This window comes from Nocardia nova NBRC 15556 (genome assembly GCF_001613005.1).
Taxonomy (GTDB): domain Bacteria; phylum Actinomycetota; class Actinomycetes; order Mycobacteriales; family Mycobacteriaceae; genus Nocardia; species Nocardia nova.
The window spans coordinates 138,461-157,689 of sequence record NZ_BDBN01000005.1 but is presented as its reverse complement, the minus strand read 5'-3'; the positions used below and the strand labels follow the sequence as shown (position 1 = coordinate 157,689).

Sequence of the window (19,229 nt, the reverse complement as noted above, 5' to 3'; positions counted from 1 at the left end):
GCGCTCCTCGGCGGCGATCGACGGCGGGGCCACCGAACTGCCCGCCGACGGCCGGGTCGCCGATCCGATTCTGGCGGGAGCGTTGCGGGTCGGGCAGGCCCTCGACGGTGACGCACTGCGGAATCTGGTCGGCGTGTGGCAGCGGGCGCCGCTGCAGGCGCTGGCTCGTCTGCATCTGCTCGCTGCGGCCGATCTGGTCGACAACGAAATCGAACTCGGCCGGCCGCGCCCGGAGCCGGGCATCGCCGAACGACTCGATCTACTGGCTCAGACCGTACTGACCTCGAGCGCGCCGGCCCCCGTGCTGGCCGCGGTGGTGCACGGTGAGCTGATGTCGTTGCGTCCCTTCGGTTCGGCCGACGGCGTGGTGGCGCGGGCGGCGTCCCGGCTGGTGGCCGTCGCGAGCGGCCTGGATCCGCACAGTCTGGGCGTACCGGAGGTCTTCTGGTTGCGACGCCGCCAGGCCTACCTCGACGCCGCGGCGGGCTTCGCCGACGGGACGGCCGAGGGTGTGGGCGGTTGGGTGGTGTTCTGCTGCGGCGCGCTGGAAGACGGTGCCCGCGAGGCTCGATCGATCGCCGATGCGGCGGCATGAACGCGGCGCGTGAGCGCTGATCACAGTGAGTGCGAAACGGGTCCGCACATCGAAGCGGGCGGCGTAGCCGTCGTCGGCCTCACCGCCCGCTAGCACGGACTACCCGGTTACCAAGCGTGCTTGTCGGGTTGTGTTCTGCGGCCTCGGCGATCATCCGAACCCCGCCGGTTCATCCCCGCAACCTGTGCGAGGCCATTGCCGACGTGAACTCGAATTTCGCAGGCCCACAACGCTTCTGCCCTTGTCGCGGCGCGCTCCGCGTGGGTGCCTGGCGTCCGTGCTGGGAAGTGCGGATGGGAGATCGAACCTTCTCTTCCGTTCCGATCTTGGCCTTCCGCCCCTCCGTGCGTCCATTGTTACTCTGTGAGACCCCTCACATCAAGGGTCGAAAGGACATTACTCATAATCGGCGTGTGGCCCCTCGAATCGTGGTTACATCGATGGGTTGCGCGTCGTTGACCAGCCGCGATGCGCTCGGAGCGCCACCCTCAGCGGCGCCGGCGCAGCAGCCGGTAACTGAGGGCGCCGGCCAGTACCGCGCTCACTCCGACCACCGCCGTGGCGGCCACCGTCGTGGTCGACGGCGCGGGAATCCGCGACCACAGTGACACCGGATTGGAGAAGGTCAGGATCGGCCAGTCCCGGGCCACCGCCTCGCGTCGCAGGTTCCGGTCGGGGTTGACCGCGGTGGGGTGTCCGACCGCCGACAGCATCGGCAGATCGGTGATCGAATCGGAATAGGCGTAGCAGCGCGACAGGTCGTAGCGCTCGGACGCGGCCAGCTTCTCGATCGCCTCGACCTTGCCCTCGCCGTAGCAGTAGAACTCGACTTCGCCTGTGTACTTACCGTTTTCGACCACCATCCGAGTGGCGGCGGTATGCGTCGCACCCAGCGCGGCGGCGATCGGGGCGACGATCTCCTCACCCGACGCCGAGACGATCACGACGTCGTGGCCGCGGATCTTGTGGTCGGCGATCAGATCCGACGCCTCCGCATAGATCAGCGGATCGACCAGTTCGTGCAGTGTTTCCGCGACGATCGAGCGCACCTGCGACACGTCCCAGCCGGCGGTCATCTTCGTCAGATGTTCGCGCATCCGCTCCATCTGGTCGTGGTCGGCGCCGGAGAGCAGGAACAAGAAGTGCGCGTAACTGGATTCCAGTACGGTGCGCCGATCGATCAGGCCCTGCGCGAAGAACGGCCGGCTGAAGACGAACGCGCTCGACTTGGCGATGACCGTCTTGTCCAGATCGAAGAACGCGGCGATCCGGGGTGCGGACGAAGCGTCCGTCGTCCGGTGCGCGCGATTCGCTGCTGCATCGTTGCGGTGTCGCGGGTGCCCGGTATCCCCGGCGGCCCGATCGTTCGTAGCTGTTTGGTCGCCCTCGGCCGTCACGGCTCCAGAATAGGGAGCTTCCCCGGTGATGCGGCGTTCAGCCCGGCCGCACGCCCCGTCCGATGCCCCGGGAGCCGCCCGCTCCGGGCCGAAACTTCGTCGCGCGATGGACTTGCATTGCCGCCGGTTTCTGGGTGTAGTATTGCTGGCACCTGGACATGGTCCAGGCGCGTTCAGCCCGACCCCCCGGGGCTGAACCCCGACGGCCCCAGCCTCCTCCCCCCCGGCTGGGGCCGTCCTCTATTTCCGGACCGTCCAGCTGTTACTCGGCGTGCAGTGTTTGTCCACAGCCCGCGAGTTGTCCACATTCGGCGTTGGGGCCCTGGTTCGCCCTGCCGATCCGGGTGAGGCTGGCTGACATGAATTCCGTTGCAGCAGTTCCTCCTCCGGCACTGGTGCTGGTCGGTGACCACCGGCTACGCGACGAGGTGCGTCGCATAGCGGCCGCCGCCGACCGTGGCCTGGACGAACGGTCCATGCCTGTCGGCAGGCATGCCTGGGCCGCGGCCGCGCTGGTGATCATCGATCTCGCGGCGGCGCGTACCTGTGCGGCCGCCGGATATCCGCGGCGCTCGGGCGTCGTGCTGGTCGGCAGCGGTGAACCGGATCTCGACCATTGGCAGGCCGCCGCGGCGGTCGGAGCCGAGCAGGTCATCGCGTTGCCGAGCGCTACCGAAACACTGATCGAGGCCTTCGCCGCCTACGCCTGGCGCGATCCTGGGGACGGACTCGTCCTGGCCGTCGTTGGCGCAGGGGGCGGTGCCGGGGCCTCGGTCTTCGCCGCGACGCTGGCCCTGGCCGCCGCGGCCCGGCGATTCCGGCCGCACATTCTGCTCATCGACGGCGACCCGCTCGGCGGTGGCATCGATCTGCTGCTGGGTATCGAGTCGGTGCCCGGTCTGCGCTGGCCCGAACTTTCCGTCGAGGACGGCCGGGTGGCCGCGCAAGCCCTGCACGACGCTTTACCCGCCGCCGCACCGGGACTCGGCGTACTGGCCTGCAGCAGACCGGCCGGCTCCGGACCGGACGATATCGGCATCGGCGCGGCCCGCGCCGTCGTCGAGGCCGGCCGCGGCGCCGGCGATCTGGTGGTGTGCGATATCTCCGGCAGTCGGGGCCCGCATACCGATCATCTCCTCGATGCCGCCGATCTCGTCGTCTTCGTGGTGCCGGCCCGGTTGCGTGCGGTGGCCGCCGCGGGGGCGGTCGTGGCGGATATCCGTCGTCGAAACCCCAACCAGGCCTTGGTCGTTCGAGGCCCCGCACCGGGCGGGCTGCGCGGTCGCGATATCGCGGAGGCATTGAGGCTGCCCCTGCTGGCCGCCATGCGCGCCCAACCCGGACTCGCGGCCCAACTGGAACGCGGTGGACTGACGCTCGGCCGCGGGCCGCTCGCGGCGGGAGCGGAGTCGGTGCTGTCCGCATTGCCGGAGGGGGCTCGATGAGCGGGGTGGTGAGTGCCGAACTCCTGGACCGGGTTCGGGAGCGACTGGCCGCCCAGCCGGGTGAACACGATCCGGCCCGCCTGGCCGCCGCCATCCGCGCCGAAGCCGGCCGAGTCCTCGGCGATACGGACCTGCTGCGCGCATTGCGCCTGCTGCAGACGGAGATGACCGGGGCGGGCGCGCTGGAACCGTTGCTGCACGACGCCCTGGTCTCGGATGTGCTGGTGACCGCGCCCGATGCGGTGTGGATCGATCGCGGTAGCGGTCTGGAGCGCACCTCGATCCGCTTCCCTGACGAAGCGGCCGTGCGGCGCCTGGCTCAGCGCCTGGCGCTCGCCGCCGGCCGCCGGCTCGACGATGCGCAACCGTGGGTGGACGGGCGGCTGCCGGAATACGAGCGAGCGCCCGGCGAGAGCTTCGGCGTGCGGCTGCACGCGGTCCTCGCGCCCATCGCACAGGGCGGAACGTGTATCTCGCTGCGGGTACTGCGCCCGGTCGGCCACAGCCTGCGCGGACTGACCACCTCCGGAACGCTCACACCGGAGTCGGAACTGCTGCTGGAGAGGATCATTCGCGCACGGCTCGCCTTCCTCGTGGTCGGCGGCACCGGCGCTGGAAAGACCACGTTGCTGTCGGCTCTGCTGGCGCACGTCGACCCCGCCGAACGCATCGTGTGCGTCGAGGATGCCGCCGAACTGTCGCCGCCGCATCCGCATGTCGTCCGGCTGGTCGCGCGTATCGCCAATGTGGAGGGCGCGGGTGCCATCACGGTCCGGGACCTGGTCCGTCAGGCGCTGCGGATGCGGCCGGATCGGATCGTCATCGGAGAGGTGCGCGGGGCCGAGGTGGTGGACCTGCTCACCGCACTGAACACCGGACACGACGGAGGCGCCGGCACGGTGCATGCGAACTCGCCACGGGAGGTGCCCGCTCGTCTGGAAGCCCTTGCGGCACTGGGCGGAATGGGGCGGGCAGGGCTGCACAGTCAGCTCGCCGCGGCCGTCCAGGTCGTGCTCGCGATGCGGCGCCGCCCCGACGGTGGGCGAGTCCTGCAGGAAATCGGGCTGGTGACCCGCGAAGGGGAGGCGGGTGTGCGCATCGAGACGGCCTGGTCCGTGGATCCCGTTGCGGCACCGGCGAACACCGCACTCCAGCGGTTGCTGAACGAGCGGTTGCGGCAATGACCCTGAGCTTGCTGTGCGGCGCCGCAGCGCTGCTGCTCCTGCCGACCACGCCCCGGCGGCACCGACTGCGTGTGCTGTGCGGACGACCGGAGGAAACGCGAAACAACCCGAGCCGCTGGATTATTCGCGGCGTGGCTGCTTCGGCGGTGGGGGCGGCGGTCGTCTTCGGTCCCGGGTCCGCGGGTGCGACCGCGGTGCTCGTCACCACGCTGACCGTGCGTTCGAAGAACCGCCGCGAGGAACGCCGCCACGACGACGAATGCCGGAAACTGCTGGAAGGGCTGGAAGTGGTGATCGGTGAACTGCGCACCGGCGCGCATCCCAGCGCTGCCGCCGCCGTCGCGGCCGCGGAGATCGGTGGAGCGGCCGGAGCGGCCTTCGCGGTGAGCGCCGCGCGGGCCAGGCTCGGCGGTTCGGCCGCGGACGGATTGCGCGGACGTCCCTGCGCCGTCACGACCGAACTGGATCGCGTCGCGGCTGCGTGGGAGGTGGCCGAGCGGCACGGCCTGGCATTGGCCGAACTGTTGAGTGCGGCCCGCGACGACCTCGCCGGGCGAATGCGGTTCAGCGAGCGCACGACCGCCGCCCTGGCGGGTGCGCGGGCCAGCGCCGCGGTGCTGGCCGGACTCCCGCTCCTCGGCATCGCGCTCGGACAGCTGATGGGCGCCCACCCCCTGCAGGTGCTGATGAGCCGAGGGGTCGGAACCATCGTCTTTCCGCTCGGCGCCGGGCTCATCGGTGTGGGATTGCTGTGGGCGGATGCCATCACGCGACGGGTATCGGTATGAACGGTCTGTCGATGGCACTGCTCTGTTCCGGTGCCGCGCTGCTCGCCCTTCCGGGCCGAGTCACATCGGTTGCCCGCCTCCGTGCGGCCCACGGCGCCGCTCCGGTGCCGCGGAACGTTCCGCGCCCGGCCACCGGCGACCCCTTGGCGGTGGCCTCGGCCCTGGATCTGCTCGCCGCGTGTCTGCGGGCGGGACTGCCGACCGCCACGGCGGCCCGCGCGGTTTCCTCGACCGCCCCGGAACCCTTCGCGTCGGCGCTGCGGCGGGCGGCGGAACTGCTGGCGCTCGGCGCGGACCCGGTTTCCGCCTGGGAGCGCGCGGCCAGGGAAGCACCCGTCGCGGAGATGTCCGCGCTCGCCCGGCTGGTGCGCCGTTCGGCCCGCTCCGGTGCGGCCCTGACCGGGGCGGTCTCCGAACTCGCGGACAAGTGCCGCGCGGCGGTCGAGGATGCGGCCGCCGCGCGGGCGGAACGCGCGGGCGTGCTCATCAGCGGCCCGCTCGGGCTGTGCTTCCTGCCGGCCTTCGTCTGCCTCGGCATCGTCCCGGTGGTCGCCGGACTGGCCGGTCGAGTACTGGGCGGTGGGTTGTGGTGACCACACCAGAGATTCGGTGCGGATCCGCCGCGCCGACCGTAGAGAAAGGGGAGACCGATGCTGGCGGCAACGCAATCGGTTGTGCGAGAACTACGTTCGCGGCTGATCCAGGTACTGGTGACCGACGACGGGATGAGTACCGCCGAATACGCCATCGGCACGATCGCCGCAGCGGCGTTCGGAGCGGTGCTCTACACCGTGGTCACCGGCGATTCCATCGTGAACGCGCTGACCAAGATCATCGACAGGGCGCTGAACACCACCGTATGAGGTTCGCTCGTCCGGGCGAACGGGGTGCGGTCACGGTCGAGGCGGCGATTGCGCTGGCGGCCGTGATAGTGGTCGTCGTGCTCTGTCTGGGGGCGTTGCTGGCGGCGTCGATGCAGATCCGCTGTATCGACGCCGCTCGCGAAGCGGCACGTCTCGCCGCGCGAGGTGCGGAGGCGGAAGCTCTGCCGGCAGCGCAGCGGGTGGCGCCGCCCGGCGCCGATATCGAGTTGCGCGCGGAGGGCGACCGGATCGTGGCCACGGTTCGGGCGCGAGCGCCGCTGCTCCCGATGCTGCGGTTACGGGCCGAAGCGGTAGCGGTACGCGAACCGGGCGAGCCGCAATGACACCGGCCACAGTGCCCGCCGCGTGCCGCGGTCGCGGATGCGACGGCGGTGCCACCGTCACGGCATGTCTGGCACTCACCGCGCTGCTACTGGTGACGGTGGTGATCGTGCAGTTCGCGGCAGTGGTCTGCGCACGCCATCGAGCGCAGAGCGCGGCCGATTCGGCGGCATTGGCCGCAGCGGGCGCACTGGATTCCGGCGCTGAGGCGGCCTGCGATCGAGCGGATTCGGTGGTGCGGCAAATGCGGATGCGGGTACGGACGTGTTCGGTCCGGGATTGGGATGTGACGGTAACGGTCGATGGTTCGGTGACGCTCGCTCTTTTGGGCAAGCGATCAGTTGTGGCGGTCGCGCGCGCCGGTCCGGTGAGTGCGGGAAAACGATCATGAATACCGGACGGTTGGTGTGAGAAAGAATGGGTGACCGGAGCCACACCACACTGCCGTAAGTGCGGTGGATTTCCCATTCGGTCGGCATTCAATTCCGGCGGCGCAATTGTGCAAGCATTCGACGCTGCGGGATTCCGATAAATGCACACATGTGAATGCCCACATGGCCGTTATTCGCTAGGGCAATGTGCCGGTTAACATGATCGACTTCCTTTTTATTCCCGGTCGCGCCGTAGGCCTCGATGGCGCCAGGCAGTCCGTGGGACCGGGAAGCGACGACGTCTACCGACGGTGTCCGCATCGTCACGAAACGGATTCGGGCAGGTCATGGCCCGAAATGTTGTCCATGCGGGTCAGCTCGGCGCATCGTCGGGCAGATCGGCGAGGACGGCCGTCAGCAGCGCGGCCGCACCCTCCTTGTCCAGCGGGGAATTCCCGTTGCCGCATTTGGGGGATTGGACGCACGAGGGGCAGCCTTGCGGGCACGAACAGGAGGTGATGGCCGCCCGCGTCGCCGCCAACCAGGTCCGCAGGCGGGTGAACCCGCGCTCGGCGAAGCCGGCCCCGCCCCGATGGCCGTCGTAGACGAAGACGGTAGGTAGCCCGGTATCGGGGTGCTCGGCGATGGAAACGCCGCCCACATCCCAGCGGTCGCAGCTCGCGACCAGGGGCAACATCCCGATCGCCGCATGTTCGGCGGCGTGCAGGGCGCCGGGTACGCGGCGTGGCTCGATCCCCGCCGCGGCCAGCAGGCGCGGTGTGACGGTGTAGAGCACGGCCTGGGTCGGCAGTGTCTGCTCCGGCATATCGAGTTCGACGAGGTCGAGAACCTCTCCACTGGGAAGCGTGCGCAGATACCCGACCACCTGGCGGGTCACCCGGACCCTGGCCAGGGCGGCGGTGACGTGCCCGTACACCCGCTCGTGCGTGCGCTCGTCGATCGCCACCGAGGTGACCATGCGGGCGCTGGTGGTCCATCCGGGCTGCTCGGCGTGGACGAAGGCGACGCCGGCCTCGAGATCCAGTTCGTCGACCACGTAGGTCTCGCCCTGATGCAGGTGGACCGCCCCGGCGTGCAGCGTCGCGGGAGCCCGGCCGGAATCCGCGCTGCCCAGTAGACGGCCGCTGGTCGCGTCCACGATGGCGATCTGGGAGCCGATGCCGCCGCGCACATCCACGTCGTCGTGTGGGTAGGCGCTCGACGTCGGATACCAGCGAGCCTGACCCCCGCCGTTCTCCCGGCGCTTGATCAGGCCCCGCGCGGCAAGATCGGCGGCCACGTCCCGGACGCCGAGGTCGTCGATCTCGGCGTCGGTCAGGGGGTGTTCGCAGGCCGCGCAGAGCAGATGCGGGCCGGCGACGTAGGGGTTGTGCGGATCGGTGATGGTCGCCTCGACCGGCTTGTCCAGCAGGGCGTGCGGGTGGTGGACGAGGTAGGTGTCGAGCGGATCGTCGCGGGCCACCAGCAGTACCAGCGAGCCCTGGGTGCGACGTCCTGCGCGGCCCGCCTGCTGCCAGAACGAGGCGACGGTTCCCGGGAAACCGGCCATCACCACGGCGTCCAGCCCGGCGATGTCGACGCCGAGTTCGAGTGCGGTCGTGGTGGCCGCGCCCAGCAGCGACCCGTCCGCCAGGCCGTTCTCCAGTTCCCGCCGGTCCTCGGCCAGGTATCCGGCCCGATAGGCCGCCACCCGCCCGGCCAGCGCCGGATCCACCTCGGCCAGCATGCGCTGCACGTCGATGGCGACGACCTCGGCGGCCCGGCGGGAGCGAACGAAGGTCAATGTCCGGGCACCCTCGACGACCAGGTCGGTCATGATCCGGGCGGCCTCGGTGGTCGCCGCCCGTCGGACCGGGGCGCCGTTCTCGCCACTGAGGTCGCCGAGCAGCGGTGGTTCCCACAGGGCGACCGTTCGCGCACCCTGCGGGGAGCCGTCCTCGGTCACCGCGGTCACCGGCGCACCGATCAGCCGTGCGGCCGCCGCGGCCGGATCGGCGCTGGTGGCCGAGCACAGGACGAAGGTCGGATTCGCGCCGTAATGCGCGGCCAGCCGCCGCAACCGGCGCAACACCATCGCGACCTGGGACCCGAATACACCGCGATACGCGTGGCATTCGTCGACCACCACGTAGCGCAGCCGCCGCAGCATCCGCGCCCAGCGCTGATGCGCTCGCAGTATGCCGATGTGCAGCATGTCGGGATTGGTGAACAACCACCGCGCATTCGCCCGCCCCCACTGCCTGACCTCGGGCGGAGTATCGCCGTCGTAGGTGGCCGGATGGATATCGCTCAGGCCGCCGGCATGGGTCAACTGCGCGGCCGCGCGGAATTGATCGGCTCCGAGCGCTTTGGTCGGCGATATATACAGAGCGGTCGCTCGCGGATCCCGCCGCAGGTCTGTCAATACCGGAAGTTGATAACCCAGGGATTTGCCCGACGCGGTCCCGGTGCAGACCACGACGTGTGTTCCCGAAGCGGCCAGCTCCGCGGTTCGAATCTGATGCGTCCACGGTGCCTCTACACCGGATTCCCGCAGGGCGTCGACCACCTCCGGAGCAGCCCAGGAAGGCCAGTCGGTGATGCGCGCCGGCCGGGCCGGGAGTTCGGTCACATGGGTGATACGACTCTCCGCATCGGGCACTCCGAAAAGGACACGATTCAGCAACGATGTCCCGTAGCCGATCGCTTCTGCGGGCGTGGGGGCCGATCGCGGGCCTTTCGGATTCATCGGACCGAGACCGTGCGACGCGAAGAAAGTGTGAACCGTGTGTGCCGCCCTCGCCCGAGCTGCCAATTCACTACCGAGTAGCGACCTGCGTCACAGTCTGTTTGCCTGACGCTCGCTCGGTTATCGCTAAGCAAACCTACTTCAAGTTTGGATTTGGGCATTGTGCCCCTCACCTGCACATTCGCAAGATCATCTTTTTTGCAAATTGTCGGTAACTCGGCTGTCGAATTGCGCGCGGACATGGTTCACTAGTTCTCGGTCGCAAGCTTCTGTGTTCGAGGGAACGGATCAAAGGTCCAAACCATCAGCAGGATCGATGTTGCGAACGGTGTGCTTGAAGCTTCCTGCAGGGGGAACAGAGTACAGCGGTCGGAACGGACCCGGTGGACCAACCTAACTTGTCCGCCGTTCCGGTATGGAAAGAGAAGGAACAGAATGGCACAGGGAACTGTGAAGTGGTTCAACGCGGAGAAGGGGTTCGGCTTCATCGCGCCCGAGGACGGCTCCGCTGACGTCTTCGTCCACTACTCCGAGATTCAGGGTTCGGGCTTCCGCACCCTCGAGGAGAACCAGAAGGTCGAATTCGAGGTCGGCCAGGGCACCAAGGGCCCGCAGGCCACCGGAGTTCGCGCGCTCAGCTGAGCGAGTAACCCAACAAGGTCCGATCTCTCGTCCCTCACCGCGAGCACGCGGTGAGGGACGAGTCATATGCGGGGGAAGTAGACTCGATCGAAAACCGGGGCTTTTCGATGTGATCGAGTTGCCCACAAGGGGGTTTTTCTGCAGTTCGCAGCCATTTCGGTTCGGACGGTACCGACGGGGAAGTACCGCGCAGAACAGCCGAGACTCCAGGGTCGCGGGACCGCAGTGCGGACTCCACGACAGCGAAACACGGTATAAACGTCTCTGGCGGGAGACATTTGTCTCTCCCTCTTGCCCCAGCCGCGCGCCGCGCGCCTGCGCCGCGCGGGTCGACAGGAAAGGTGTGTTCGCCGGTGGCAACACGAGACCGCGGTGCATCGCCGACTCCCGATGCGGCTTCCGCCGGGCCCGACGCGGCCGCATCCGGCCGGGGGCGTCCCCTGCGTCGTCTCGTCATCGTCGAGTCGCCGACCAAGGCACGCAAGATCGCGCCCTATCTGGGCCGCGGTTATACGGTCGAGGCATCCGTCGGCCATATCCGAGATCTGCCGCGCGGTGCCGCGGACGTGCCGGCCAAATACAAAGGCCAGTCCTGGGCTCGGCTGGGTGTCGATGTCGACCACGATTTCGAGCCGATCTATGTCGTCAGTCCGGACAAGAAGGCCAAGGTCTCGGAACTGAAGACACTGCTGCGTGATGCCGACGAACTGTATCTGGCCACCGACCCCGACCGCGAGGGCGAGGCCATCGCCTGGCACCTGCTCGAGACGCTGAAGCCGAAGATTCCGGTCCGGCGAATGGTGTTCCACGAAATCACCGAGCCGGCCATTCGCGCCGCCGCGGCCGATACTCGCGAACTCGACAACGACCTGGTCGACGCCCAGGAAACCCGGCGCATCCTCGACCGCCTCTACGGCTACGAGGTCAGCCCCGTGCTGTGGAAGAAGGTCATGCCGCGACTGTCGGCGGGCCGTGTGCAGTCCGTCGCGACCCGCATCGTCGTGCAGCGCGAGCGCGAGCGCATCGCGTTCCGTTCCGCGGAGTACTGGGATATCGCGGCGAAATTCGACGCCGGCGGCGGCCAGAGCGACGAGGCCAACCCGCGCATCTTCGGCGCGCGGCTGGTCACGGTCGACGGTGCACGCGTTGCGGGCGGCCGGGATTTCGGATCCGACGGTCAGCTCAAGGCCCGCAACGGTGTCACCGTGCTCGACGAGGCCGCGGCGCGGCGGCTGGCCGCGGCACTGGACAAGGCGGATTTCCAGGTCACCTCGGTCGAATCCAAGCCGTACACGCGGCGGCCCTATGCGCCCTTCATGACCTCGACGCTGCAGCAGGAGGCCGCCCGCAAGCTCCGCTTCGGGTCCGAGCGCACGATGCGGGTGGCGCAGCGGCTGTACGAGAACGGCTACATCACCTATATGCGTACCGACTCCACGACGCTGTCGGAGTCGGCGATCAGCGCGGCGCGGGCGCAGGCGACCCAGTTGTACGGGCCCGAGTTCGTGCATCCGACGCCGCGGCAGTACACCCGCAAGGTCAAGAACGCGCAGGAGGCGCACGAGGCGATCCGGCCCGCCGGTGACACCTTCGCCACGCCGGGCCAGCTGCACGCCCGGCTGGACCAGGACGAATTCCGGCTCTACGAGCTGATCTGGCAGCGCACGGTCGCCTCGCAGATGGCCGACGCGCGCGGCACCACGCTGACGGTCCGGATCACCGGCCGCGCCGGTACGGGCGAGGAATGCGTGTTCTCCGCATCCGGCCGCACCATCACCTTCGCGGGCTTCCTCAAGGCCTATGTGGAAAGTGTCGACGAGGATGCGGGCGGTCAGTCCGACGACGCGGAATCGCGGCTGCCCGCGCTGACCGAGGGCCAGGGCGTCAACGCCACCGAGCTGACGCCCGATGGGCACACCACCAATCCGCCCCCGCGCTACAACGAGGCCTCGCTGATCAAGGCGCTCGAGGAACTGGGCATCGGACGCCCGTCGACCTACGCCTCGATCATCAAGACCATTCTGGACCGCGGCTACGTCTACAAGCGCGGTAGTGCGCTGGTGCCGTCCTGGGTGGCGTTCGCGGTGGTGGGCCTGCTGGAGGAGTATTTCGGCCGCCTGGTCGATTTCGATTTCACCGCGGCCATGGAAGACGATCTCGACGCCATCGCCGGCGGTCGCGAGCAGCGCGGAAATTGGCTGACCAGCTTCTATTTCGGTGGTGACCACGGTGCCGAGGGTTCGGTGGCGCGTTCCGGCGGACTGAAGCGGATGGTCGGGGAGCGGCTCGACGATATCGATGCCCGCGAGGTCAACTCGATCAAGATGTTCACCGACGACCAGGACCGCGACATCGTGGTCCGGGTCGGGCGCTTCGGTCCGTATCTCGAGCGCATGGTGCAGAACCCGGACGATCCGGATGGCGATCCGATCTCCCAGCGCGCCAATCTGCCCGACGATCTGCCGCCGGACGAATTGACGCCCGAGGTCGCGGAAAAGCTGTTCGCGACCCCGCAGGAGGGGCGCTCGCTCGGTGTGGATCCCGAAACCGGACATCGGATCGTGGCCAAGGAAGGTCGCTTCGGGCCGTATGTCACCGAGATCCTGCCCGAGCCGGAGGCCGATCTCGACGCCAAGAAGGGCACCAAGAAGGCCGCCGCGCCCAAACCGCGAACCGGGTCGCTGCTCAAGTCGATGGATCTGTCGACCATCACCCTCGAGGATGCGCTGAAGCTGCTGTCGCTGCCGCGGGTGGTCGGCAAGGATCCCGAATCCGGTGACGAGATCACCGCGCAGAACGGCCGCTACGGCCCGTATCTGAAGAAGGGCACGGACTCTCGCTCGCTGGCCACCGAAGACCAGATCTTCACCGTGACCTTGGAAGAGGCGTTGAAGATCTACGCCGAACCCAAGCGGCGCGGACGGCAGGCGGCGAGTGCGGCGCCACTGCGGGAGTTGGGCAACGACTCCGCCACCGGCAAGCCGATGGTGATCAAGGACGGGCGGTTCGGCCCGTATGTCACCGACGGCGAAACCAACGCCAGCCTGCGCAAGGGTGACGAGGTGGAGTCGATCACCGACGAGCGGGCCTCCGAGCTGCTCGCCGATCGCCGCGCCAAGGGACCGGTGAAGAAGGCGGCCAAGAAGACCGCGAAGAAGGCACCGGCGAAGAAGACCGCGGCGAAGTCGACGGCGAAGAAGACCACCGCGACCGCCAAGAAGACCACCGCGAAGAAGACCGCGGCCAAGAAGGCGCCCGCGAAGAAGGCGGCGGCGAAGTCTCCGGCCGAGTAGTAGCGCGGCCCGAGTCGTAGCGGGCAGCGTCTCGGTGCCGGTCGGCTTGTCGGTGCGGCCGATTAGGGTGTAGCGCGTGGCAGGTGTCTTCGATCGGCTCGTGGGCCAGGACTCGGTCGAGTCCGAGTTGACCGCTGCCGCCGTGGCGGCGCGCGCCGGAATCGCGTCCTCGGCGATGACGCACTCCTGGCTGTTCACCGGGCCGCCCGGATCCGGCAGATCCGTTGCGGCACTGTGCTTTGCGGCCGCGCTGCAATGTACGGCGGAGGGCACGCCCGGTTGCGGCCACTGCCATGCCTGCACCACCACCATGGCCGGCACCCACGGCGATGTCCGGCGGGTGATTCCGGAGGGCCTGAGCATCGGTACCAAGGAAATGCGCGAGATCGTGCAGGTCGCGGCCCGGCGCCCCAGCACCGGGCGGTGGCAGGTGGTGGTGATCGAGGATGCCGATCGATTGACCGAGGCCGCGGGCAACGTGCTGCTGAAGGTGGTCGAGGAACCGCCGGAGCGGACCGTGTTCCTGCTGTGCGCGCCGTCGGTGGACCCGGAGGACATCTCGGTCACTCTGCGATCCCGGTGCCGGCATGTTCATCTGGTGACGCCGTCGGTGGACGCCATCGCCCAGGTGCTGCGCGAGCGTGACGGGCTGGCCCCGGAACAGGCGGCGTGGGCGGCCTCGGTGAGCGGCGGACATGTCGGTCGCGCCCGCCGCCTCGCGACCGACGAGCAGGCCCGCGCCCGCCGTACCCGGGCATTGTCGCTGGTCTCGGCGGTCGCGCGTCCGGCCGCCGCCTACGCGGCCGGTGACGAGCTGGTCAAATCCGCCGAGGAGGAGGCCAAACAGGTCAGCGCGGAACGGGACGAGCGCGAGCGCGACGAGCTGGCGACCGCGTTGGGCGCCGGCGGCACCGGGAAAGGCGCCGCCTCGGCGACCCGCGGTTCCGCCGGGGTGCTGAAGGACCTCGAGCGCCGCCAGAAATCCCGCGCCACCCGCACCAGCCGTGATGCCCTCGACCGGGCGCTGATCGACGTCGCGGGCCTGTACCGCGACGCGCTGGCTCTGCGGTTCGGGACGTCCGCCGCGAATCCCTCCCCGGCGATCACTCTCACCCACCCGGACCTGTCCGATCAGATCCGCGATCTGGCCGACGAGGTGCGGCCCGAGGGACTACTGCGTTCCATCGAGGCCATCCTCGCCTGCCGCGAGGCCCTCGACCTGAACGTCAAACCCCGCTTCGCCATCGCCGCGATGGTCGCCGGGCTCATCGCGGCCCGCTCCGCCTGAACCACCGCGCAACCGACCGTCGGCGATGTCAGCGACAAAAGTGCTCAAAGGGTGAGCACTTCAACGGGCAGCATGGTGTTCGTCGAGAGGACGAACCGTGATGCGAAAACTCCCTGCTGTCAACCGCTTTCCCGATGCCGCCGCCTGGGCCGACTGGCTGGACGGTCACCACACCGACGACGGCGGCGCCTGGCTGCTGATCGCACGCAAGGGATCGTCCGTGCCCCTGATCACCATCGACGATGCGGCCGTGGTGGCCATGTGTTACGGCTGGATCGACGGTCACCGGCGCGCGCACGACGACCGCTCGTTCCTCCAGCGCTACTCGCGCCGGCGACCCGGCAGCACCTGGTCGCAGGTGAACGTCGTGCGAGCCGAGGCCCTGATCGCCACGGGCCGGATGCGCCCACCCGGCCTCCGCGCGGTCGAGGCCGCCCGCGCCGACGGTCGCTGGGATGCTGCCTACGCGCCACAGCGCTCGGCACCCGTCCCGGCCGAGCTGTCTGCGGCTCTGGCCGAAGACGCCGGTGCGGCGAACCGCTTCGCCGCCCTGGACCGAACCGCCCGCTACCTGCTGGTCCTTCCCCTGCTCGAGGCCCGAACCCCAGCCGCCGAGGCTCGCAGGCTGGCCGAAATCATGGCCACACTGCACCGATGACCTGCCGTTTTCGTGTTCGGTCGCCGAAGACGATAGACTCGCACCGCCGAAAGGCACGCCGCCTTAGCTCAGTCGGTAGAGCGCTTCACTCGTAATGAAAAGGTCGGGGGTTCGATTCCCCCAGGCGGCTCCATACTCCCTGTCAGGGCCGAGTGGATCTCAGGGCCGAGCGGATCGCTTTTGCCGCCGAAGCTCGCGTGAGTCTCGTGGTACGCGATGGTGTTACGGCCCGCGCTCGAATGCACTGAACCTTGCCGACGTGTTCGTCGGGGGCATCGGCGGATCCGCGCAGCCTCCAGCCGCCCGCACGGCTGGGTTGCGAGATGTACTGTCCCGCAACCTGTCCGCCGGACCAACGGGTTTCCCGAGGCCGGCGGAGGTACATGGTTGAGGTCTCATGTCCCTTCGCCCAACGACGACGGCGAAGATGCTGCGCGGAGCATCCGGGTGAAGGCCCCCAACCATCCCGAGGCGCGAGTGCGCCGAGATGTACTCCCCGCTCGTGATACGCACCGCGCAAGCCTTTTCTGCAGAGACCGAGCAGCGTGTCGAGTGCGGTGCGGTTGCCGCGCTGGAGCGGCGGCCTGCACGGTTTTACTGCCTTGTGGCGACGTGGAAGACGCGTAGCGCGGTCACGGCTGTGGGAAAAATATGGGATGTGTCGGAATTCCGGCGCGATGAATCAATGGGAATATTCAGCTTCGACATTCTGTTCGAGTCCGATCGAATTCGTATTACCGATCCCGTTACGGTGATTTCCGCGGCTGGTTCGGTCGGGTGCCGGTGGAGCGGCTGCACTGGCTCGTCGGCGGCTGCCGGGTGGTGGCGGCTCTCCACTCGCAGGTCGTTCTCGCTGGTCAGCGCGGGTTAGGGCGGCGCGAAAACGGAGCAGAGCGGACACTGCTAGGGAATTCTCGGTGGCCGGCTTTGCCGCAGCAGGGCGTTTCAAGTCGTATAATCCCGTTATGGCGGATGACCAGTCCTCCACAGAATTTCCCGAGGCGCCCGTTCTTGTGGTGCAGACGCGAGAGCGCGTCTATCGGCTGCACGCGGGAGGTTCATACAATGTCGGCCGCGATCTGGCGGCCGACATCGTCGTCACCGATCCGCGGGTATCTTCCGTGCACGCCGTCTTGGAGCGTGGGTCGGACGGTTGGGAAATCGAGGACGCGCACAGCCTCAACGGCACCTTTTTCGACGGTCGGCGCGTCGAGCGGATGCTGATCGATCATGACGAGACGTTCCAGCTCGGTCACGCCGTGAACGGCGAGCAGTTGCTCTGTTCGGTGGAGGGGCAAAAAGGACAGCACGGCAGCGAGTCGTCCGGCGATACCGGCGGCGACACGATGCTCGTCCCCGATCCCGGCTACCAGCTCGATGATGAAGACACGATGACGACGTTCCATCCGGGGGGCCGCCCCCGGCGGGTTGCGCGGTCGTCGCCTCCGGCGGCTCACCCCAGCGCGGTCGTCCGGATCGTCTCGGACACATTCCGGATCGGGCGGGCCTCCGACAACGACATCGTCGTGCCCGACCTCATGGTCTCCCGTCATCACGCCGAACTGCGAGTGACCGGCGCAGGCCGGTATCGGGTCGTCGACCTCGACAGCCACAACGGCACCTACGTCAACGGCGCCCGGGTCGATTCGGCGGACCTGTCCGAATCCGACTTGATCGGCATGGGGCATACCACCTACCGGCTGGTCGGCGACGAACTGCGGGAGTACGTCGACACCGGTGACGTGTCGGTCTCGGTGCAGAACCTCATCGTGCGGACACCGGAAGGCAAGGTTCTCCTCGACGAGGTGAGCTTCCCGATTCCGCAGCGCTCGCTCGTCGGGGTCATCGGACCCAGTGGAGCGGGCAAATCGACGTTGCTCGGCGCGGTGACCGGGTTACGTCCGGCGACAGAGGGGACGGTTCGTTACGACGGACGTGACCTCTACACCGACTACGACGAACTCCGCCACCGCATCGGACTGGTTCCGCAAGAAGACATCCTGCACAGCCAACTTCCGACGCGGCGCGCGCTCCTGTACGCGGCCGAACTCCGCTTCCCCGGTGACACGCGCCCCGAGGAGCGTGAGCAGCGGGTCGATGAGGTCCTCGCCGAGCTCGGCTTGGCCCGGCATGCCGACACGCGCATCGATAGGCTCTCCGGTGGCCAGCGCAAACGGGTGAGCGTCGCACTGGAGTTGCTGACCAAACCGTCCCTGCTGTTCCTCGACGAGCCGACCTCCGGCCTCGACCCGGGCCTGGACAAGACGGTCATGGAAATGCTGTCCGAACTGGCCCACGACGGGCGCACCGTGATCGTCGTCACCCATAGTGTCGCGAACCTCGATTCCTGCGACCGCCTCCTCGTGCTGGTACCCGGCGGTCGGCTGGCCTATTACGGGCCGCCCGCGGAGGGGTTGCAGCAGTTCGGGCAGCGCAGTTGGGCCGAGGTGTTTCAGTCCTTCGACCGCGAGGAGGACCGCGACTGGGCTGCTGAATTCCGGGAATCGCCACGCTTCGAGCAGTACGTGGAGGTCGGGCCGACCGACGATGTCGGCCCGGCGGACGTACACGCACCGGCACCCCCGCCCGCGCCGCAGTCCAAGCTCAGCCAGCTCAGTACGGTGTGCCGGCGATACCTGGCGGTCATCGCCTCGGACCGAAGTTACCTGGCGCTGCTCGGCGTGATGCCGCTGATTCTCGGTGGCTTGATCGCCGCGGTGCCGTCGGGCGAGGGTTTCGCCGGGGCGCCCGGAACCAACACCGATGCCCCCACCAAGCTCATGATCTTGGCATTCGGTGCCTGTTTCATCGGCACCGGCAACTCGATTCGCGAGATCGTCAAGGAGCAGACGATCTACCGCAGAGAACGCGCGGCCGGACTGTCCGCGGGGGTCTACCTGATGTCGAAGCTGCTGGTCTTGGGCGTGATCACCATCCTGCAGGCGGCGTTGCTGTTCTTGATCGGCACCATCGGGGTGAGCATGCCGGCGAAAGGCGTATTCACCTCGGTCCCGCTGGAGTTGATCCTGGCGATGGCGATACTCGGCATCGCCTCGCTGGCGTTGGGTTTGCTGGTCTCGGTGTCGGTCAACACCTCGGAGAAGACGCTGCCACTGCTGATTGTGCTGTCCATGGCGCAACTGGTGTTCACCGGCGGTTTGGTACGGCTGCCCGGCACTCCTGTTCTGGAACAGCTGTCCTACCTGTCGCCGTCCCGCTGGGGCTACGCTGCGGCAGCGTCCACCCTCGACCTGGACACCCTGTCGCCGCACAATGGCGCACCCGACCCGCTGTGGCGACATACCCTGGGCACGTGGCTGCTCGACATGGGGGTCCTCGCCGGCCTGGGGGCCGTCTTCCTCGCCCTGGCCGGATACCGGCTGTATCAGCTGCGTCCACGGCGGCGCGGCGCCCGCACCGCGCGGATTTGACGCCGACCGATTACGGCACGACCTCGCAGACGTCGCCCGGATCGACGTAGTCATAGAAGGCCTTCGCGCCCCGAGGGTCGACCGGATGCAGCCGTGCGATTTCTCCTCGATCGAACCGCCTCTCGGGGATGATGGTGTTGGGTGTGGCGGATTGCATCCATCGCTTCACCGACCGGCCAGTGC

At 68.3% G+C, this 19,229-nt stretch carries 15 protein-coding genes and 1 tRNA gene; 14 read left to right on the top strand and 2 right to left on the bottom strand.

The features are described from left to right. Positions 1-595: Fic family protein (locus tag NN2_RS03320; protein WP_063010188.1), on the top strand; the 595-nt coding region annotated here is incomplete at its 5' end. 488 nt (positions 596-1,083) lie between these two features. Here NN2_RS03320 and NN2_RS03315 read toward each other — a convergent pair. Beyond that, entirely contained in the window at positions 1,084-1,863 is a 780-nt protein-coding gene (locus NN2_RS03315) for an HAD family hydrolase (RefSeq protein WP_063010244.1), read from the bottom strand. A 488-nt stretch (positions 1,864-2,351) separates the two neighbouring features. Here NN2_RS03315 and ssd point away from each other — a divergent pair, with 488 nt between their 5' ends. The 7 genes from ssd to NN2_RS03280 all read left to right on the top strand — a co-directional run bounded on the left by ssd (position 2,352) and on the right by NN2_RS03280 (position 7,005). Further along, the gene (gene ssd, locus NN2_RS03310; RefSeq protein ID WP_063010186.1) at positions 2,352-3,437 is read left to right on the top strand and encodes a septum site-determining protein Ssd; all 1,086 of its coding nucleotides are present in this window, start codon (positions 2,352-2,354) and stop codon (positions 3,435-3,437) included. Continuing rightward, positions 3,434-4,621 (top strand): TadA family conjugal transfer-associated ATPase, encoded by a 1,188-nt coding sequence (locus tag NN2_RS03305; RefSeq protein WP_063010184.1) that lies wholly within the window; start codon positions 3,434-3,436, stop codon positions 4,619-4,621. Before ssd ends, NN2_RS03305 begins: the two co-directional genes overlap by 4 nt. A 131-nt stretch (positions 4,622-4,752) precedes the next feature. Next, positions 4,753-5,409, top strand: a complete 657-nt coding sequence (locus NN2_RS03300; protein WP_308248095.1) for a type II secretion system F family protein — start codon at positions 4,753-4,755, stop codon at positions 5,407-5,409. Beyond that, positions 5,406-6,002 carry a type II secretion system F family protein gene (locus NN2_RS03295; protein ID WP_063010180.1) on the top strand — a complete coding sequence of 199 codons (597 nt, stop codon included), beginning with the start codon at positions 5,406-5,408 and terminating at the stop codon, positions 6,000-6,002. The genes NN2_RS03300 and NN2_RS03295 overlap by 4 nt, the downstream gene beginning before the upstream one ends. Positions 6,003-6,059: 57 nt before the next feature. Then, on the top strand, positions 6,060-6,272 hold the full coding sequence (locus NN2_RS03290; RefSeq protein ID WP_063010178.1) for a DUF4244 domain-containing protein: 213 nt from the start codon (positions 6,060-6,062) through the stop codon (positions 6,270-6,272). Beyond that, positions 6,269-6,616 carry a TadE family type IV pilus minor pilin gene (locus tag NN2_RS03285; protein WP_063010176.1) on the top strand — a complete coding sequence of 116 codons (348 nt, stop codon included), beginning with the start codon at positions 6,269-6,271 and terminating at the stop codon, positions 6,614-6,616. Before NN2_RS03290 ends, NN2_RS03285 begins: the two co-directional genes overlap by 4 nt. Continuing rightward, a complete protein-coding gene (locus tag NN2_RS03280) occupies positions 6,613-7,005 on the top strand; it encodes an Rv3654c family TadE-like protein (RefSeq protein WP_063010174.1) in 393 nt (130 codons plus the stop codon). The genes NN2_RS03285 and NN2_RS03280 overlap by 4 nt, the downstream gene beginning before the upstream one ends. A 353-nt stretch (positions 7,006-7,358) precedes the next feature. Here the strand turns inward: NN2_RS03280 and NN2_RS03275 are convergent, their stop codons facing one another. Further along, complete coding sequence (locus NN2_RS03275; protein ID WP_063010172.1) at positions 7,359-9,734, bottom strand: DEAD/DEAH box helicase; 2,376 nt, start codon at positions 9,732-9,734, stop codon at positions 7,359-7,361. A 435-nt stretch (positions 9,735-10,169) separates the two neighbouring features. Here NN2_RS03275 and NN2_RS03270 point away from each other — a divergent pair, with 435 nt between their 5' ends. The 6 genes from NN2_RS03270 (at position 10,170) to NN2_RS03245 (ending at position 19,046) form a co-directional block, all read left to right on the top strand. After that, positions 10,170-10,376 carry a cold-shock protein gene (locus tag NN2_RS03270; RefSeq protein WP_011206895.1) on the top strand — a complete coding sequence of 69 codons (207 nt, stop codon included), beginning with the start codon at positions 10,170-10,172 and terminating at the stop codon, positions 10,374-10,376. A 440-nt stretch (positions 10,377-10,816) separates the two neighbouring features. Next, positions 10,817-13,669 carry a type I DNA topoisomerase gene (gene topA / locus NN2_RS03265; RefSeq protein WP_063010242.1) on the top strand — a complete coding sequence of 951 codons (2,853 nt, stop codon included), beginning with the start codon at positions 10,817-10,819 and terminating at the stop codon, positions 13,667-13,669. Between the two features lie 76 nt (positions 13,670-13,745). After that, positions 13,746-14,957, top strand: coding sequence for a DNA polymerase III subunit delta' (locus NN2_RS03260; protein ID WP_063010170.1), 1,212 nt, complete (start codon positions 13,746-13,748; stop codon positions 14,955-14,957). Positions 14,958-15,057: 100 nt separating this feature from the next. After that, positions 15,058-15,615 carry a YdeI/OmpD-associated family protein gene (locus tag NN2_RS03255; RefSeq protein WP_063010168.1) on the top strand — a complete coding sequence of 186 codons (558 nt, stop codon included), beginning with the start codon at positions 15,058-15,060 and terminating at the stop codon, positions 15,613-15,615. Between the two features lie 57 nt (positions 15,616-15,672). Further along, positions 15,673-15,748 (top strand) — tRNA-Thr (locus tag NN2_RS03250). 784 nt (positions 15,749-16,532) lie between these two features. After that, positions 16,533-19,046: an FHA domain-containing protein gene (locus NN2_RS03245; RefSeq protein WP_156511193.1), complete on the top strand. Its 2,514-nt coding sequence runs from the start codon at positions 16,533-16,535 to the stop codon at positions 19,044-19,046. Positions 19,047-19,229: the final 183 nt, after the last annotated feature.

Coding starts and splice junctions, on each gene's coding strand:
- NN2_RS03290 (WP_063010178.1), top strand. CDS start 6,060: ATGCTGGCGGCAACGCAATCGGTTGTGCGAGAACTACGTTCGCGGCTG.
- NN2_RS03295 (WP_063010180.1), top strand. CDS start 5,406: ATGAACGGTCTGTCGATGGCACTGCTCTGTTCCGGTGCCGCGCTGCTC.
- NN2_RS03280 (WP_063010174.1), top strand. CDS start 6,613: ATGACACCGGCCACAGTGCCCGCCGCGTGCCGCGGTCGCGGATGCGAC.
- NN2_RS03285 (WP_063010176.1), top strand. CDS start 6,269: ATGAGGTTCGCTCGTCCGGGCGAACGGGGTGCGGTCACGGTCGAGGCG.
- NN2_RS03305 (WP_063010184.1), top strand. CDS start 3,434: ATGAGCGGGGTGGTGAGTGCCGAACTCCTGGACCGGGTTCGGGAGCGA.
- NN2_RS03255 (WP_063010168.1), top strand. CDS start 15,058: ATGCGAAAACTCCCTGCTGTCAACCGCTTTCCCGATGCCGCCGCCTGG.
- NN2_RS03275 (WP_063010172.1), bottom strand. CDS start 9,734: ATGAATCCGAAAGGCCCGCGATCGGCCCCCACGCCCGCAGAAGCGATC.
- ssd (WP_063010186.1), top strand. CDS start 2,352: ATGAATTCCGTTGCAGCAGTTCCTCCTCCGGCACTGGTGCTGGTCGGT.
- NN2_RS03270 (WP_011206895.1), top strand. CDS start 10,170: ATGGCACAGGGAACTGTGAAGTGGTTCAACGCGGAGAAGGGGTTCGGC.